Origin of the sequence: Dyella sp., assembly GCF_035277725.1 — a bacterium.
GTDB lineage: Bacteria > Pseudomonadota > Gammaproteobacteria > Xanthomonadales > Rhodanobacteraceae > Dyella_B.
The window spans coordinates 1-17,219 of record NZ_DATEJY010000193.1 but is presented as its reverse complement, the minus strand read 5'-3'; the positions used below and the strand labels follow the sequence as shown (position 1 = coordinate 17,219).

Here is a 17,219-nt window from a genome sequence, read left to right as displayed (position 1 = left end):
GTACGCGGGGAGAGCACATGGATGTGCTCGGCTTTGAGGAGCGAGGAATCCAGCGACTTTGGGCTGAAAGGCACTGGATTCCAGCTTTCGCTGGAATGACGAACAAGAGTTTCCAGCGGTTGATAATCCTTAAGTTCGGAGCATTGACCCTAACCCTCCCCAGCATGCAGGGGAGGGAACGCATCCCTGCCAGATTCAAGATGCGCGCTTAAGTCAGTGCCATCGGCCTGGGTGTAACTCCCACCATGGATGCATCGAAGTAGCCATGTTGGGGCCTTGCACCCCGACCAACCAGCGGTGGAGTAGGATGCGCCGTGCCGTGCTCCACACCCCCACATGTCGATATCCAAAGAGGAAGGCCGGAATGAAAAAGCATCTCGCACCATCCATCGCCGCCAGCGCGATGATCACCATGCTGTTCGCCATTCCGGCTTCCGCCGCACTGGCCCCCGGCGCCGCAGCGCCTGACTTCACCGCCGAAGCCAGCCTGGCCGGCAAGGATTTCAGCTTCTCGCTCAAGGATGCGCTGAAGAAAGGTCCGGTCGTGGTGTATTTCTACCCATCGGCCTATACCGGCGGTTGCGATATCGAAGCGCACACCTTCGCCACCGACAAGGCCAAGTTCGATGCCGCCGGCGCCACCATCATCGGCGTATCGGCCGACAGCATCGATCGCCTCAACACCTTCTCGTCCGATCCGAAATACTGCGCCGGCAAGTTCCCGGTTGCGTCGGACTCCACCGGCAAGATCGCCGCTTCCTATGAGTTGAAAACCGAAGCCGCACAGGCCGGCGTAACCGACGTGCGCGGCATCGCCATCAATCACGGCTTTATCGAGCGCACCACCTTCGTCATCAATCGCGATGGCAAGATCATCGCCACGCTTTCTTCCGAGGCGGATCATCTGCATCCGCAAGATCACGTCAAGAAGTCGCTGGCGATCGTGCAGCAGTTGCAGGCGGGCAAGGCGCCGTAACGCTTGCACCGACGTAGGTTGGGGTGAGGCGCAGCCGAACCCCAACGTTGTCCGCAAGCATCCGGAATGTCGCGTTCCGCTCACCTGCGTTGCACTGTGATGGAAACGTGAAGAAACGCCGTCATTAAAGGATTGTCCGTCGTCCGTCGATAACCTCATCGAATCCTGCATGAGGCACTTTTCATGGACACGCCTGACGGTACGACACCCTCTCCCATGGTGGGGACATGCGCTTCGGGACCCGTTTCCAACGGGAGCGAAGGGACACCCCAAAAGCCGGCGATTCTTATCGTCGATGACGAGCCGAGTGTGCTTTCCGCGCTGCGGCGCCTGTTGCATGCGTTGCCCTACCACGTGCTGACCGCCGGGAGCGGCGCGGCCGCGTTGGATGTGCTTGCCACGCAAGAGGTGGATCTGATCATCTCGGACATGCGCATGCCGGGCATGTCGGGTGCCGAGCTGTTGTCGCGCGCGCAGGCGCTTTATCCGGACATCATGCGCATTCTGCTCACCGGCTATTCGGAAATCGAAGCGGTGGTGCAAGCTGTCAATGAAGGCGGTATCTACCGCTACTTGAACAAACCCTGGGATGAGCACGACTTGCTGCTCACCATCAAGCAGGCGCTCGAGCAGCTGCGTTTGCACAAGGAAGCTGCCAGGCTATTGGCGTTGACGCAGCACCAGAACGAGGAGCTTGCCGCGTTCAATACCGCGCTGGAAGCGAAGGTGACATCCAGGACCGAGGAAATCCGGCAAACCGTGATGTTCCTGGAAGATGCCCAACGCGATCTGCGCCGTAATTTCATGACCATGGTGCAGGTCGGCGCCAGCATGATCGAACTGCGCTGTGGCGCGATGGGTGGCGAAGCGCATCGCGTGGGGCACTTGGCCAGGCACCTTGCGCTTGCGCTCGGCCTGGATGGGCTTGATGCGCAGGATCTCTATTTCGCAGGACTGTTGCATGGCATCGGCAAGCTGTCGTTGCCGGATGACATCCTGCATAAATCCATCGATCGCATGACGCCGGCGGAAGCACATACCTATTACCGCCATCCGCTGCGCGCGCAAATGCTGTTGACACCAGTGGCACAGCTCACCCAGGTAGCGCACATCGTTCGGCATCAATACGAACGCTTCAATGGTCGCGGCACGCCGGATGGGCTGGCCGAAGGGAATATTCCTCTGGGCTCGCGCATCCTGGCCGTCGCACGGGACTACGAAGGCTTGCAAAGCGGCGCGATCGTGCGCGAGCGCTTGTTGCCGGAGCAGGCGGCCGAATTGATCAAGATGCAGGCAGGCTTGCGCTACGACCCGCAAGTGGTGGAGCAATTCCTGCTGCTGCTGAGCGATCCCTCCATGCTCGGCGGCTCCACGCCTTACCGCCAGGTTGCCAGCGGCGATCTGGTGGCCGGCATGCGCCTTGCCGATGATCTCCGTACCAGCCGCGGCGTGCTGCTGATGACGAAGGGCAGCGTCGTTTCCGAATATCAGGCCTCGGTCGTGCGACGTTACGAAGCGCAAGAAGGCGCGCCGTTCACCATTCTTGTCGCGACAGCCGACGCCGAGCCTGCCATGCAGGCCGAACCTGCGTAGCTGGTTATGCGCGCGACCCGGGCAGCGTCATGAATGCCACTTATCCTATCGCGCTGTTTGCCATCGCTGTTCTCGTTGTCGCGCTCGCGATATGGCGCTTTGATCCTCGTACTGCCTTCCTGCGGGGAAGAAACAACGCGCTCGAAGCGCAGGTAAAGCGTCGCACCGGCGAGCTGGAAGGCGTGCTGCGCCAGTACGAGCGCACCGTGCTTGCACTCGAGCAGGCGCGCGCGATGATGGAAGAGGAGATCGAGCAGCGCAAAGCCGTGCAGCAGCGCCTCGAAATCGAAAAGGACGAACAGCGCCGGCTGATTCATGAATTGGAAGAGACGCACCTGCAACTGCTGCAGACCGAAAAGCTCGCATCGATCGGCCAGTTGGCCGCGGGCGTGGCGCATGAGATCAACAATCCCATCAGCTTCGTGCATGCCAACCTCAACACCCTGAAAAGCTGGGTCAGGCAATTGCTGGAGGTGATCGTCGCGCAAGAAGCGGTGACCGGCGCACCCGCTGCCAGCATGCTGGCGCCGGTCGCGCGAATGACGGGGGACCTGGACCTCGATTACGTGCGCAACGACATCATGATGCTGATCGAAGAATCGCTCGAAGGCGCCATGCGGGTGCGGCAGATCGTACGCGACCTGCGCGATTTCTCCCGTCCCAGCGGCGACGAGCGTGCCTTTGCCGATTTGCACGCCGGCCTGGAAAGCACCTTGAACGTGGTGCACAACGAGATCAAATACAAAGCCGAGGTGGTGCGGGAATACGGCGAACTGCCGCTGGTCGAATGCAATGCGGCGCAGTTGAACCAGGTATTCATGAACCTGCTGGTGAATGCCGCGCATGCCATCCGCGAGCACGGCACCATCACCATCCGCACTGCATGCCATGGCGACAGCGTATCGATTGCCATTGCCGATACCGGCAACGGCATACCTGATCATGTGATGGGGCGGATCTTCGATCCGTTCTTTACTACCAAGCCGATCGGGCAGGGAACGGGGCTGGGATTGTCGATCTCGCACGGGATCGTGGAGCACCATCGGGGGCGTATCGAGGTGCAGAGCCGCGCCGGGCAGGGCAGCACGTTCATCGTGACGCTGCCGGTCAAGCGCGCCGTGTAGGTTGGGGTGCGAACCCCTACATCGCCATCTCCCACGCATCACGATGTTGGGGTTCGCACCCCAACCTACGGCACCGGCAAATCCCGGGTAACAACAACCCCGCTGGGCACACATGTACCAACCACGGCACCTTTGCCGCCTAGGTAAAAACGCCAAGTGCCCCAGATGGCCCCTGCAGCGCTTGGCACGCGGATTGCTATACATCAATCGAGCAAGCCATGCGCATAGCGCGAGCTTGCCGAGGACTAAACGTATCCGGCCGCCTGTAAACGGCCGGATTTGGAGGAACGGACGCCCCGCCATGACGGGGCTTTTTTTTGCTTTGCTGTTCGCCGTGGGTTTCTGACGCCAGCGTGTCGCTGTTTGGAAACCGGTGATTCGGCGAAAGACGTATGCAGGGGATCCAGAGCCGAGCCATGAACACCATCAAGCGCCAGATCCGGAGCTTGCTACCGCCGCTGGCAGCCGTCGTTGCGGCGACGCTGATGTCGGTGTGGCTGTACCGGATCGAAGGCGGCAGGTCGTTGCCGGCCTTGTGGTTGTCCAACGGCATCTGCCTGGCGGTGCTGATGCACCGTGGGCGCCGTGGTGCGGTTGCACTGGTAACGGGCGCCTGTTGCACCATCTGCTGCACCAACATGGCGATGGGCCTGTCGTTTGGCGAGAGCCTCGTGGGGGCGTTGGGCAATGCGCTGGAAATGGGCATTGCGCTATCGGCGTTGTCGAGAAAAGACCGCGCGACGTATCTGGAAACGCCTTACGGCACCAAGCGTTTCATTATCTGGGCGCTGCTGGTGGCGCCCCTGGTGTCCACGCTTGCGATCATGCCCTGGCTGGTCCTGACCGGGCACTCCCGTTACTGGGAAATCGGCAGCCTGCGCTTTGTTTCTCACGCACTGGGAACGGCGCTTGCCGTTCCGCTTACCATGGAAGTGTTGCGTTGGCACCGCGAGCCGGCGTTGTCCCGCCGCCGCACGCGTCGTTGCGCGCAGGCCTTGCTGGGATTGATCGGCGCTTCGGTGCTTGCTTTCTGCCAGCCCACGCTGCCGATTTTGTTCATTGTTTTTCCGCCGCTCGTGCTGTTGGCGTTGACGGGAAACCGTCGCTGGGTAATCGGGGGAATCATCGCCGTGGCTGCGGTCGGCGCGGTCGCGACCTCGGCAGGATACGGCCCGATCCATCATCAGGCACCGTTCCCCGCGTGGAGCGCGATGCTGTTGCAGTTGTGCGTGCTCTCCTGCATGTCGGTCGTGCTGCCGTTGACCGCTTCGTTGGAACAGCGTCGCCGGCTCGGCCGCACCTTGCGCGGCAGCGAGGCGCGCTATCGCATGCTGGCGGAGCATTCGCACGACATCGTGTTGCTGCTGGGTGCAGATGGCTACTGCAAATACGTATCGCCGGCGATCCAGGACATGCTTGGCTATCCGGCCGGCAAGATGGTGGAAAGCTCGCTGGAGAGCCTGATCGAGGAAAGCAGCCAGGCCGTTGCGCGCGAGCTTTGGATGCAATTGCTGCAGGGCGTGCCGCCGGCCACGGCGCTGCTGCGCATGCGGCACGCGGATGGATCGTTTCGCAACGTGGAAGTCACCGGCGGCCTTATCGACGAAGAACCCGATCGCGTGGTGCTTACCCTGCGCGACGTGACCGCACGTGTCGCAGCTGAAGATGCCTTGCGCCAGGAACGCCTGATGACGGACGTGACCTTGCAGGTGATCGGCGATGCGGTTTTTACGCTGGATCGCGACGGCAGGCTCGAGTTCGCCAATCCCGCGGGCAGGGCGTTGCTCGCTCGATCCATCGCGCCCAACGAGGCGACCCTGGAGCAGCAACTGCCGCTGTGGCGCGAAGGCGAGCGTTTGACGCAAGCGCATCCGGCTTCCACGGCGTTGCAGACCGGCATGCCCGAAGGCCCCTTCCTGTGCGCGCTTGAATTGAAAGATGAAACGCGCCACGCCATCGAGTGTTCGGCCACGCCGATCCGCTCGGATGCGGGCGCAGTGAAGGGCGCCGTGCTGGTCTTGCGCGACGTCAGCGCAGTGCTGGAACTGTCCGAGCGCATGGCGCATCTTGCGCACTTCGATGCACTCACCGGGCTGCCCAATCGCTCGCTGCTGCTTGAACGTTTGGATATCGCCTTGGCCAGGGCCAAGCAGACAGCGCATCATCTGGCGGTACTGTTCATCGATCTGGATCGCTTCAAGCAGATCAATGACACGCTGGGTCACGGACCGGGTGATGAATTGCTGCAGCAAGTGGCAGATCGCTTGCTGTCCGTGGTGAAAAGCGCCGATACCGTCGCCCGCCTCGGCGGCGATGAATTCGTCGTACTGCTGCCGGAGTTGTCCGGCAAGACGGATGCGGCTATCGCTGCTACCAGAGCGTTGGAAATACTCAGCAAACCGATCCGGGTCGGGCGCCGGGAATTGCAGCTGTCGGCGAGCATCGGCGTCAGCATGTTTCCGGATGATGGCGACGATGCCGACGTGCTGATTCGCCATGCCGATATCGCCATGTATGCCGCCAAGCGCCACGGCCGCAACGACTACCACTTCTATGCCGCGGCAATGGAGGCCAGCGCGCAGAAGGAGTTCGACCTGGAAAACGCGCTGCGCTTCGCCATCATGCGCTCGGAGCTGTTCCTGGAATTTCAGCCGCGCGTCGACACCGGTACGCGCAAGATCATTTCGAGCGAAGCGCTGATGCGTTGGCGCCGTCCGGATGGCGAGGTCTGCCTGCCGGATGAATTCATTCCGATCGCCGAAGCCAGCGGCTTGATCCTCTCCATGGGCAACTGGGTGCTGAAAGAAGCCTGCCGCGCATGCAAGGCGTGGCAACACGGGTCGTTGCAGGGCGTCAGCGTGAGCGTCAACATTTCGCAAGTGCAGTTTTCGCGCGACAACTTTCTCAGCTTCATCATGGAATCGCTGCGCGAGACCGGTCTGCCGCCGCATCTGCTCGAACTGGAATTGACCGAAAGCATGCTGATGGAGCCGAGCGAGTCGATCCAGCAGCGCATCGCCGGGCTCAGCGCGCTTGGCGTGAAGCTTTCCATCGACGACTTCGGCACCGGCTTTTCCAGCCTGGCTTATTTGCGCCGCTTCGCCATCGATACGTTGAAGATCGACCGCAGCTTCGTCATGCATATGACGGAGGATCCGGAGGATGCGTCGGTGATCCACGCGATCATCGCGTTGGCGATCAGCCTTGGCAAGCGCGTGGTGGCCGAAGGCGTGGAAACCATGCAGCAGGCGTCGCAACTGGCAGCGTTGGGCTGCCATGAAATGCAGGGCCATTGGCTTGGAAGGCCGGGGAATGTGGCGCAACTGGCGGAGCTGGCCAAGCACGGTACGCATTCCGTTTCAGCGCGCACGGCGCGGCATTAGCTCGTAGTCCGCAGGCTGGGATGAGATCCCAGCATGGATGGGCATGGCGATGCTGGGGTTTCATCCCAGCCTGCGTTTATGCAGCAGCGCGTGCGGCGGCTTCGCGCAAACCTGCGCGGATGCGTTCCATCACACCCTTATCCGCCTTCGCCGAATGCACCGCGTACGCGGAGTAGGAAAACTCGGGGCTGTCCGGCACCAGCGCGAGGCGTCCATCCTGCAAGTAACGACGCACGAAGCCTTTGCGGAAATAACCGCTGCCGCCCATCGCGAGAATGTAATCGAGCGCCAGTGGCCCGTAGCTGATCGACACGACCGGATTGGGCTGATCCGGAAATGCCGCCTGGTAACTGGCGGCGAACGCATCACCCCAATCGATGCGCACGTGGTCTTCCGCTTGCAGCGCGCGGCCGTGGTCGGCCGTGGTGCTGACCATCACGAGTTTTTCTTCGAACAATAGCTCGGCAATCACACCGGGGCGTTGCGGCGCGGCGTAGACGATCGCCACGTCCAGCAAGCCTGCTTGCACGCGATCCACCAAGCGATCGGCATCATCGATCTGCGCGCTTACCGCAAATTCCGGGCAGGCCTGGCGCACCCAGAACAGCCAATCGCGCAGCAACGGATCCCACAGGCTGAGTTCGGCGCCAACGGTTACCACCATCTCACGCCCCGGCGGCAGGGCGACGGCTTTGCGCGCGCGTTCCCACACCTGGACCATGCTGGCGGCAAAGCGCAGGAATTGCTCCCCGGCGGTGGTGAGCTTGGCGCCGGATTTATTGCGCACGAACAGCGGTTGGTCGAGTTGCTCCTCAAGTACCCGGATGCGCGCACTGACCGCCGTCTGGGTGAGATTGAGGTTGGCGGCGGCACTGACGAAGCTGCCGGTCTTGACGATTTCGAGGAAGGTGCGCGCGGCGTTGACGTCCATCTAGCAAACTTTTGTTGCTGAAAGATCGAACAATTCTAATGTTTTTCTGATAAGCGTCGTGCCTCAGCTGTAACCTACTGCGAAATCTTGCAAGAACCTCGTCGCCCCGGCGAAAGCCGGGGCCTGGCGACTTTAAAGCGAAAGACACTGGGCCCCGGCCTTCGCCGGGGCGAGGAGATAGGGAAGTGAACGGCCTGGCTGAGACACGACGCTAATCGGGAATATTTTTCTGGATGGTGAACGGTAAACGCAAACCCCAACAGAATGGGTTCGGCTGCGCCTCATCCCAACCCCGCGCTCCGCCTCAAATGCCAACTGCATTTTTATTGCTAACAATCAGCAATATTTTGATCTCAGCTTTAACGGATCTATAAGGCAAAATAGCCGGCTATCCGGTAGCGCATCGACCGCTGCCGCCACAACGTTCCAGCCCCGCACGCTCGCTTTCTCCCCATGCCCGCTACCGCGCGAACGGCATCTTTGCCGTGGTCCCTGCTACTGCTCGACCCGCAGAAGCTGCTCTTCTCGTTGAGCAGCTTCATTGCCGCTGCGATCACGCTTTTCATTGCCTTCGAATTCAGCCTGCCGCGTCCGTGGTGGGCCTTGCTGACGGTGTACGTGACGGCGCAGCCGATGGCGGGTGCGTTCCGGCCGAAGATGCTGTATCGCCTCGGCGGCATTCTCACCGGTGCGACGGTGTCCATCCTGGTGGTGCCCAACCTGCAGCATGCGCCGGGGTTGTTGGTGCTGTGCATGGCAGCGTGGACCGGATTGTGCATCTATCTCGCCGTGCTGGACCGCACGCCGCGCGCGTTCCTGTTCCAGATGGCGGCTTTCAGCTCGGCGGTGATCAGCTTTCCGTACCTGGACGATCCGGCCGACGTGTTCACCACCACCATCTCCCGCGTGGAAGAAATGACGGTGGCCATCACCTGCGTGAGTTTCGCGCACGGCCTGCTGCAACCGTGGAGCGTGCGGCCGGTGATCCACGGCCGCGCCAGCGCGTTTCTTGCGCATGCATCGCGCTGGACGCGCGAAGCACTCGGGCAGCGCCACACGCGGCTTGAATACGAACATCGCCGCATGCTGGCAGCGGACGTCGCCGAGCTCGGCATGCTGGCCATCCATCTGCCTTCCGATCAATGGCCGGCCCGGGCAGGGCGCCGGATGGTGCTGGGCGTGCAGAAGCAGCTGGCGACGATCCTGCCGTTGGCATCGGCGGCGGCGAATCGTCTGGACATGCTGAGCGCGCTGGCGCCACTCGATCCTGCGCTCGCTCGGCTGGTCGAAGAAACGCGCGCCTGGCTTGCCAGGCCAGCCGAACAGCAATCCGCCGACGGCCATGAACTGGCGATGCGCTGCCGCAAGCTGGCCGAGCGCAAAGAGCATCCGCTGTTCTGGCGTGATCTCTTACGTTCCAGCTTGTGCGTGCGCATGGCGGAATTCATCGAAGCGCAAGTGGAAGCGAGCAGGCTGGTGCAGCAGGTTGCACGTGAGCCCGTGGCGCAGCCCAAGACGAAGCAGAATAGGGAGCGCGAGAAATCATTTCCCTTGGCGCGCGATCATGGTGTAGCGATGCTGGCCGGGCTGGCGACGGCCACGGCGATCGTCTTGTATTGCGCGGTGTGGATTCTGCTCGCATGGCCTGCCGGTTCGGCCACCGCCGCGTTTGCCGCGCTGATCACCTGTTCGTTCGCGGCGCAGGATGATCCGGCGCCGGTGCTCGGCCGCTACCTCGGCGCCACACTGGTGACCTTTCCGCTGGCGGCGTTCTATCTATTTGCGGTGCTGCCGCGCGTCGACGGTTGCGCCATGCTGATCGTGACCTTGGCGCCAGCCCTGTTGGCGATCGGTTATATCCAGGCGACGCCATCGCTGTCGGCGCGTGCCTTGCCGATGTTCTCCTGCCTGATCGTGGCGCTGGGTTTTCTCGATCGTTTCATCGCGGATTTCGCCACTTTCATCAACGTCGGCCTGGCGCAGGTCGGCGGCATCATCGCCACCATCGTCGTGGCCAAGATGTTCCGTTCGGTCAACGTGACTTGGACGGCCAAACGCATGATGCGCGGCAACTGGATCGAGATCGGGCAGATGGCCGAAGTGGCGCGGCCGTTCCGGCCCGTGCATTGGACCAGCATGGCGGTCGATCGCCTGGGCCAGGTGGCCGCGCGCATGGCGGTGGCCGAAGGCAGCGATACCTTGCATGCGGCGGATGGCTTGGCCGATCTGCGCATCGGCCGCAACGTGATTGCGATCCGGCGAACGCTGTCGACCGTGCCGACCTCCATCCAGGCCACGCTGCGCGAGGTGCTGGCAGGGATCGCCACCTTGTTCCGGGCGCGCGGACGCAACGGCGAATTGCTGCCGCCGCCGTCGTCGCTGCTTGCCAGCGTCGACAAGGCCATTCTCGCCATGTGCAGCGCGGAGCAACCCGATCCTTCGCATCCCGCCTTGCTCGCGCTGGTCGGCATGCGTTGCAACCTTTTTCCCCATGCACCTGTTCCAAGGCTGGCCGGCGATGCTTGAAGAATTGCATGTGTTCGGCGTGTTTTTGCCTTCCGCGCTGGTCTGGGCGGTGGTGGCCGGCGTGCTTGCGCATGTGTTGCGCGGACTCTGGCAACGCGTTTCCTGGTCCGGCGTGTTCGGGCATGCAGGCGTGTGGGAACTCGCTTTGTTCGCCTTGTTGTGGTGGGCGCTGACCATCGGCGCCGACCGCTTTATTCACTATGGGTAATACCTTGATCAAGCCCTGGATCATGAAGATCGTGCGCGTGTTGTTCACGCTGCTGGCCATTGCCGTGCTGTTGTATGCGGTGCGTGCGCTGTGGATTCGCTACCAGGTGGAGCCGGTCACGCGCGACGGCAAAGTGCTGGCGGATATCGTGCCGATCGCCGCCGACGTCGCCGGCCTGATCACCGACGTGCGCGTGCACGACAACCAGCACGTGCAGCAAGGGCAGGTGTTGCTGGTGGTCGATCCGTCGCGCTATCAGATCGCCTTGCAAACAGCACAAGCCAACCTTGGCAGCCAACGTGCCGCGCTGGCCGAGGCCGAGCGCGAAGATCGCCGCAATCGCTCGATGTCCAACGTGGTGGCCAGCGAGGTGATCGAGCAAGGCCGAGCCAAGGTGGAAGAACTGCGCATGGCGGTGGCGCAGGCGGTTGCCGCGCGCGACCTGGCACAGCTCAATCTGGACCGCACGCAGGTGAAGGCGCCGGTGAGCGGCGAGGTGGCCAACGTCACCCTGCAACCCGGCATCTATCTCACCGTCGGCAAGCCGGCGCTTGCGCTGGTGGATACCGCCTCGACGCGTGTCGAGGGGTATTTCGAAGAGACCAAGCTGCAACGCGTGCATGTCGGTGATCGTGTCAGCGTGCATTTGATGGGCGTGCCGGGTGAAATTCGCGGTCACGTCGACAGCATCGAATCGGCCATCGGCGATCGCGAACGCACCGGTGACGGCGCCAAGCCCGCCGACGTCAATCCCGCCTTTACCTGGGTGCGCCTGGCGCAGCGCATTCCGGTGCGCATTGCGATCGACGACGTGCCCAAGGGCATTCGCCTGGTGCCTGGTCAGACGGCTACGGTAGTGGTGCATTCGGCGGATAAGCCGAAGGGGTTGATGCCGTGGTGATGTTGCGTACCGTGCTTGCCGCGTGTGCGTGCATCGCTTTCGCCGGCTGCGCTGAAGTCGGGCCTGATTATCACGTGCCGGCGAAGGCCGTCGTCAATGCACCTGCAGCGCAGGGAGCTTTTGTTTCCGCCTCCGCTGCCACGAGTGCAACGGCGTTGCCGGCGAATGGGGGGAAGCTCTACAACGATCCTGTGCTGGATCACTTGATTGCGCAAACGCTGGCGGCGAATACGCAGTTGCGTTATGCCGAAGCCAATCTCGAACATAGCGATGCGTTGCTGACCGAAGCCGATTCGCAGCGCTTCGCCGGCAGCGTGGACGTGGCGACGGCGTGGAATCATCCGTCCGAAGAATCGGTATTGAAGCGCGTGGGCGTGATGCCCTACCAGAATTACAACGCCGGCGTGTCGGTCAGCTATGACCTGGACTTGTTCGGCGCGATTCGCCGCGGCGTGGAAGCCGCCCGCGCGGATGATGAAGCCGCTGTCGCCGCGCGCGACCTGGTGCGCGTCAACGTCGTCGCCGAAACCGTGCGTGCGTATGCCGATGCGTGCAATGCAGGGCATGAGATAGCGCTGGCGCAAAAGCGCATCGGCATCGAGCAGGATGATGTGCGCATGACCCAGGAGCTCGTGTCGCACGGGCGCGCATCGACCTTGGACAGCGCACGGCAGCAAAATGCCCTGGCTTCCGTCAGTGCGTCGTTGCCGTCGCTCGCAGCGGCACAGCGCAACGCCTTGTTCCGTTTGGCGACGTTGGCCGGACAGCCGCCCGCGAATTTCGATCGTAGTCTGCTCGCCTGCAATACGCCCTTGCATCTGGATCATCCGCTGCCGGTGGGCGACGGCAGCAGCCTGCTCAAGCGTCGTCCGGACGTGCGGATGGCCGAACGGCATCTGGCGGCAGCCACGGCGCGCATCGGCATCGCCACGGCTGCGCTGTATCCGGATATCAAGTTTGGCGTGTCGGTGGGATCGACCGGCAAGGCCGTCGATGCCTTGACCGGCTACACCGATCGTTTCGCCATCGGGCCGCAGGTGAGCTGGAACTTGAACCGCAGCGCGGTGCATGCGCGCATCGACGAAGCCAATGCGCAAAGCCATGCCAGCCTGGCGGCGTTTGATGGCACCGTGTTGAACGCATTGCGCGACGTCGAAATCTCGCTCAATACCTATGCGGCCGATCTCGACAAGCAGGAGCAATTGAAACTCGCCCGCGACGCCGCCGTGCAACGCGCCACGCAGGCCGAGGAATTGAAGCAGGGCGGCCGCATCGATAGCCTTTCGCTGCTGGCGGCAGAGCGGGATCGTTGGACGGCCGAGCAAGCGGTTGCGATCGGCGAATCCACGCTCAACCGCGATCAGATCGATATCTTCCTTGCGCTGGGTGGCGGCTGGTAATTCTGGCCCCCAGCATACGAAAGCGGGTGGAGGGAATCGTCGCGGCAGGGTGTCGCATTGCAGCATGGCGTGTTTATAAGATGTATTATTAATGCATCTTTAAAACAATAAGGCACTCCCCATGCTGACCCAAGCCCAACGCGACATCGTCAAGAGCTGCGCGCCCGCGCTGAGAACTCACGGACTGGCGCTGACGAAGAACTTCTACGCACGCATGTTCCAGGCCAATCCGGAACTCAAGCATCTGTTCAACATGAGCCACCAGGCTACCGGTGAGCAGCAGCAGGCGTTGGCGCTGGCCGTGTTGGGTTATGCGGAAAACATCGACAACACCGCGGTGCTGGCGCCGGTGCTCAAGGTAGTCACCGCCAAGCACGTCAGCATCGGCATTCGCGCCGAGCACTATCCGATTGTCGGTCGTCATCTGCTCGCCGCCATGGCCGATACGATGGGCGACGCCGCAACACCAGTGGTATTGGAAGCATGGGCCGCTGCATACGGACAGTTGGCCGATACGTTGATCGAAGCCGAGCAAAGCTTGTATGTGCAGGCGGCCACGGCGGAGGGTGGCTGGTCCGGCTGGCGCCCGTTCAAGGTGGACAGGGTGGCGCGTGAAAGCAGCGAGATCGCTTCGTTCTATCTCACGCCCACCGACAATGGTGCACTGCCGCCGTTCCAGCCAGGACAATTCGTCTCCGTGCGCACGATGGACGATGCCGGCATGACGCATATCCGCCAATACAGCCTGTCCGATGCGCCGCATCGCGATCATCTTCGCCTCACCGTCAAGCGCCAAGATGCCGGCAACGATGCGCCGGCCGGCGTCGTCTCCACCGCGCTCCATCTCGACGTCAGCGAAGGCGACGTCATCGAGCTGTCGTTCCCGCAAGGGCATTTCGTGGTCGATCAGGAAAAAGACACGCCACTGGTGTTGCTGAGCGGCGGCGTAGGCATCACGCCGATGCTGGGCATTCTCGGGCATGTCGCGAAGGAGCAACCGGGGCGTTCGATCCATTTTGCGCACGCTGCGCGCAACCGCGACGTGCACGCGATGAACGATTGGCTCCGCAACATGGCCGCGCGCCATGACAAGCTGGATGTGGAGATCTACTACGAAGAGGTAAGCGCAGCCGATGTGGCAGGGCGCCATTACGACAAGCGGGGCCGCATCGATGCCGCACAGATCGCCGCACAGGATCACCTGGCCAATGCGGACTATTACATCTGCGGTCCACGCGGCTTCATGACGGCGCAAATTGATTCGCTGAAGCGGGTAGGTGTGCCGGAATCGCGCATTCATGCCGAATTTTTCGGCGCTGCGCTCGCCTAAGCGATGTGCTCATGTAGGCTGGGATGAAATCCCAGCATCGGAAACCTCGATGAAGCCGGGATTTCATCCCAGCCTACGTAACTGAGGTTACGTGACGCTCACGCCACGATATTGAGCGCAATCCGCAGCTTCCCCGGTCGCGCCACCAGTTGCTTCAAGGTGTAGCTATCCAGCACCCCGAGAAAGCTCTCGCGCGCTTCGTCCAACACATGGCGAAGCGTGCAAGCCGGCGTAATGGCGCAGGTGTTCTCCTCGCCAAAACATTCCACGATCTCAAGATCAGGCTCCATCGCGCGAACCACCTCGCCGATGCGCACATCCTCTGCCTGGCCGGCCAGCTTCAAGCCACCGCTGCGTCCCCGCAAGGCATCCACGTAGCCAAGCGCGGCCAGGCGCTGCGTCACCTTCATCAGATGGTTTTCCGAAATGCCATATTGCGTGGCGATTTCGTGGATGGACGAGCGGCGATCGCCTTGCACGGCCAGGTACATCAATAAGCGCAGGGCGTAGTCGGTCTGATAGGTCAGTCGCATCGCGGGCTCCGGTGGAACGCCCATGCTACACGTGCGCCGAATGTTGTTCTATGCGCTTTTGGTCCTGGTGGCGCCACGCCATTCGGTGGCGGAATGATCGCGTTTATAGCGGCGCTGCAGGCAGTTACACTGGCGCGGCAAAAAAATACGCAATCAAATCGCTCATCAAGGACACACATGCCATGAACGAGCAGGCCACGCCGACACCGCACGCCGTTTCCGTTCGGGGCGTCAGCAAGACCTACAAAGGTGGTTTTCAGGCGCTGAAGTCGATCGATCTGGATATCCGGCGCGGCGAGATCTTTGCGTTGCTCGGGCCGAATGGCGCGGGCAAGACCACCTTGATCAGCATCATCTGCGGCATCGTCACGCCCAGCAACGGCACCATCATGGCGGATGGCCACGATGTGCTGCGGGATTATCGAATCACGCGCGCGAAGATCGGGCTGGTGCCGCAAGAGCTGTCGACCGATGCCTTCGAAACGGTGTGGGCATCGGTGCGCTTCAGCCGCGGCTTGTTCGGGCGCACGCGCAATGACAAGCACATCGAGAAAGTGCTGCGCGATCTGTCGCTGTGGGAGAAGAAAGACGCGAAGATCATGACCTTGTCCGGTGGCATGAAGCGCCGTGTGCTGATCGCCAAGGCATTGGCGCATGAGCCGAGCATTCTGTTTCTGGACGAGCCCACGGCGGGGGTTGATGTCGAGCTTCGGCACGATATGTGGCGGATGGTGCGCGGATTGCGTGAAACCGGCGTGACGGTGATTCTTACGACGCACTATATCGACGAGGCCGAGGAAATGGCCGACCGCGTCGGCGTCATCACGGGCGGCGAGTTGATCCTGGTTGAAGAGAAGCAGGCGCTGATGCGCAAGCTGGGCAAGAAACAATTGGTGATCAGCCTGCAGGCGCCGATGCAGGCCGTGCCGGAGGGCTTGGGTGAGTACGCGCTGGAGCTTTCCGGCGACGGCGCGACACTGACCTATACGTTCGATGCCAAGAGCGACGACACCGGCATCGCCGTGCTGTTGCGCAAGCTGGGCGAGCGGGGCATCGACTTCAAGGACCTGCATACGGTGGAGAGTTCGCTCGAAGATATTTTCGTCAGCCTGGTACGGAGGGAGTCATGAACATTCCTGCGATACGCGCCATTTACCGCTTCGAGATGGCCCGCACGTTCCGCACGCTGACACAAAGCATCGTCTCGCCGGTGCTGTCGACGTCGCTGTATTTCATTGTGTTCGGCACGGCGATCGGCTCGCGCATGGGACATATCGGCGGCACCAGCTACGGCGCTTTCATCATTCCGGGGCTGATCATGCTGTCCCTGCTCAACGAGAGCATCTCCAATGCCTCGTTCGGCATTTACCTGCCCAAGTGGTCCGGCACCATCTACGAGCTGCTTTCCGCGCCGGTGTCGCCGCTGGAGGCGGTGCTGGGTTATGTGGGCGCCGCGGCAACCAAATCGGTGATGCTCGGTTTGCTTATCCTGGTTACCGCGCGTTTCTTCGTGCCTTACAGCATCCTGCATCCGGTGTGGATGATCGCCTTTTTGCTGCTGACGGCGGTCACTTTCTGCTCGTTCGGTTTCATCATCGGGCTATGGGCGGATGATTTCCAGAAACTCCAGGTGATCCCGCTGATGATCGTCACGCCATTGACGTTTCTGGGCGGCGCATTCTATTCGATCGGCATGCTGCCGCCGTTCTGGCAGAAGGTCGCGCTGTTCAATCCGGTGGTGTATCTGATCAGCGGGTTCCGCTGGAGTTTCTATGGCCAGTCGGATGTCAATGTCGTGCTGAGTGCGGGGATGACGTCGGCGTTTCTGGTGCTGTGTGCGGTGGCGATTGTGTGGATTTTTCGGAGTGGTTATAAGTTGCGGTCTTAGCGGGCTTGAAATGTTTCGCCAGGGGTGCCGCCTGCGCGGCGGGCGTTTCGGTCCGCTAACTCGGCCCGAGTCACTTTTCTTTGCTGGCCCAAAGAAAGGTAACCCAAAGAAATGGCCTAAAAGGCTCACGGCTCGGGCAGGTTACAAGCCTGAACGTTTATCGCCAGAGAGATGGATTGTCGCCACAGGTTCTACGTCCCCGCTATACCGCAACGCGCCGTGGCGCTGCGGCAAAGATAAATCAAGGCAGGTCTGATGACATGCAACGCTGGAGTTCGGGCTGGCTTTTTGGACTTGCCTCAGCGCTCCGGCGCGTTGCGGTATAGCGGAAATGTAGAACCTGAGGGTGTAAACCATCGATCTGGCCTTGAACGTTCAGGCTCGTAACCGGCATAGCGCCATGAGCTCTTGAGGCCATTTCTTTGG

14 protein-coding genes are annotated in these 17,219 nt (G+C 61.7%); 11 read left to right on the top strand and 3 right to left on the bottom strand.

The features are described 5' to 3' along the window. Positions 1–364: 364 nt before the first annotated feature. The 4 genes from VJR68_RS16675 (at position 365) to VJR68_RS16660 (ending at position 7,076) form a co-directional block, all read left to right on the top strand. Positions 365–976 carry a peroxiredoxin gene (locus VJR68_RS16675; RefSeq protein WP_324149579.1) on the top strand — a complete coding sequence of 204 codons (612 nt, stop codon included), beginning with the start codon at positions 365–367 and terminating at the stop codon, positions 974–976. 183 nt (positions 977–1,159) lie between these two features. After that, positions 1,160–2,569, top strand: a complete 1,410-nt coding sequence (locus tag VJR68_RS16670; protein ID WP_324149577.1) for an HD domain-containing phosphohydrolase — start codon at positions 1,160–1,162, stop codon at positions 2,567–2,569. A 29-nt stretch (positions 2,570–2,598) separates the two neighbouring features. Next, positions 2,599–3,693, top strand: coding sequence for a histidine kinase (locus VJR68_RS16665; protein ID WP_324149575.1), 1,095 nt, complete (start codon positions 2,599–2,601; stop codon positions 3,691–3,693). Between the two features lie 416 nt (positions 3,694–4,109). After that, a complete protein-coding gene (locus VJR68_RS16660; protein WP_324149572.1) occupies positions 4,110–7,076 on the top strand; it encodes a bifunctional diguanylate cyclase/phosphodiesterase in 2,967 nt (988 codons plus the stop codon). A gap of 76 nt (positions 7,077–7,152) precedes the next feature. Here the strand turns inward: VJR68_RS16660 and VJR68_RS16655 are convergent, their stop codons facing one another. After that, positions 7,153–8,007 carry a LysR family transcriptional regulator gene (locus VJR68_RS16655; protein ID WP_324149570.1) on the bottom strand — a complete coding sequence of 285 codons (855 nt, stop codon included), beginning with the start codon at positions 8,005–8,007 and terminating at the stop codon, positions 7,153–7,155. Between the two features lie 480 nt (positions 8,008–8,487). Between VJR68_RS16655 and VJR68_RS16650 the strand changes: the two genes are divergently transcribed. The 5 genes from VJR68_RS16650 to hmpA all read left to right on the top strand — a co-directional run bounded on the left by VJR68_RS16650 (position 8,488) and on the right by hmpA (position 14,372). Next, on the top strand, positions 8,488–10,533 hold the full coding sequence (locus VJR68_RS16650) for an FUSC family protein (RefSeq protein ID WP_324149568.1): 2,046 nt from the start codon (positions 8,488–8,490) through the stop codon (positions 10,531–10,533). Beyond that, positions 10,526–10,741: a DUF1656 domain-containing protein gene (locus VJR68_RS16645; RefSeq protein ID WP_324149566.1), complete on the top strand. Its 216-nt coding sequence runs from the start codon at positions 10,526–10,528 to the stop codon at positions 10,739–10,741. Before VJR68_RS16650 ends, VJR68_RS16645 begins: the two co-directional genes overlap by 8 nt. Positions 10,742–10,745: 4 nt before the next feature. After that, positions 10,746–11,642: an efflux RND transporter periplasmic adaptor subunit gene (locus VJR68_RS16640; protein ID WP_324149564.1), complete on the top strand. Its 897-nt coding sequence runs from the start codon at positions 10,746–10,748 to the stop codon at positions 11,640–11,642. Next, positions 11,642–13,042 (top strand): efflux transporter outer membrane subunit, encoded by a 1,401-nt coding sequence (locus tag VJR68_RS16635; RefSeq protein ID WP_324149610.1) that lies wholly within the window; start codon positions 11,642–11,644, stop codon positions 13,040–13,042. The genes VJR68_RS16640 and VJR68_RS16635 overlap by 1 nt, the downstream gene beginning before the upstream one ends. Positions 13,043–13,163: 121 nt before the next feature. Then, positions 13,164–14,372 (top strand): NO-inducible flavohemoprotein, encoded by a 1,209-nt coding sequence (gene hmpA / locus VJR68_RS16630; RefSeq protein ID WP_324149562.1) that lies wholly within the window; start codon positions 13,164–13,166, stop codon positions 14,370–14,372. 98 nt (positions 14,373–14,470) lie between these two features. Here hmpA and VJR68_RS16625 read toward each other — a convergent pair whose 3' ends face one another. Continuing rightward, a complete protein-coding gene (locus tag VJR68_RS16625) occupies positions 14,471–14,905 on the bottom strand; it encodes an Rrf2 family transcriptional regulator (RefSeq protein ID WP_324149560.1) in 435 nt (144 codons plus the stop codon). A gap of 182 nt (positions 14,906–15,087) precedes the next feature. On the opposite strand from VJR68_RS16625, the gene VJR68_RS16620 reads away from it, so the two are divergent. Then, the gene (locus VJR68_RS16620; protein ID WP_324149558.1) at positions 15,088–16,035 is read left to right on the top strand and encodes an ABC transporter ATP-binding protein; all 948 of its coding nucleotides are present in this window, start codon (positions 15,088–15,090) and stop codon (positions 16,033–16,035) included. Beyond that, a complete protein-coding gene (locus VJR68_RS16615; RefSeq protein ID WP_324149556.1) occupies positions 16,032–16,793 on the top strand; it encodes an ABC transporter permease in 762 nt (253 codons plus the stop codon). The genes VJR68_RS16620 and VJR68_RS16615 overlap by 4 nt, the downstream gene beginning before the upstream one ends. A gap of 241 nt (positions 16,794–17,034) precedes the next feature. On the opposite strand, the gene VJR68_RS16610 is transcribed toward VJR68_RS16615, so the two are convergent. Next, a partial coding sequence (locus tag VJR68_RS16610) for a hypothetical protein (RefSeq protein ID WP_324149554.1) occupies positions 17,035–17,219 on the bottom strand: 185 nt, incomplete at its 5' end.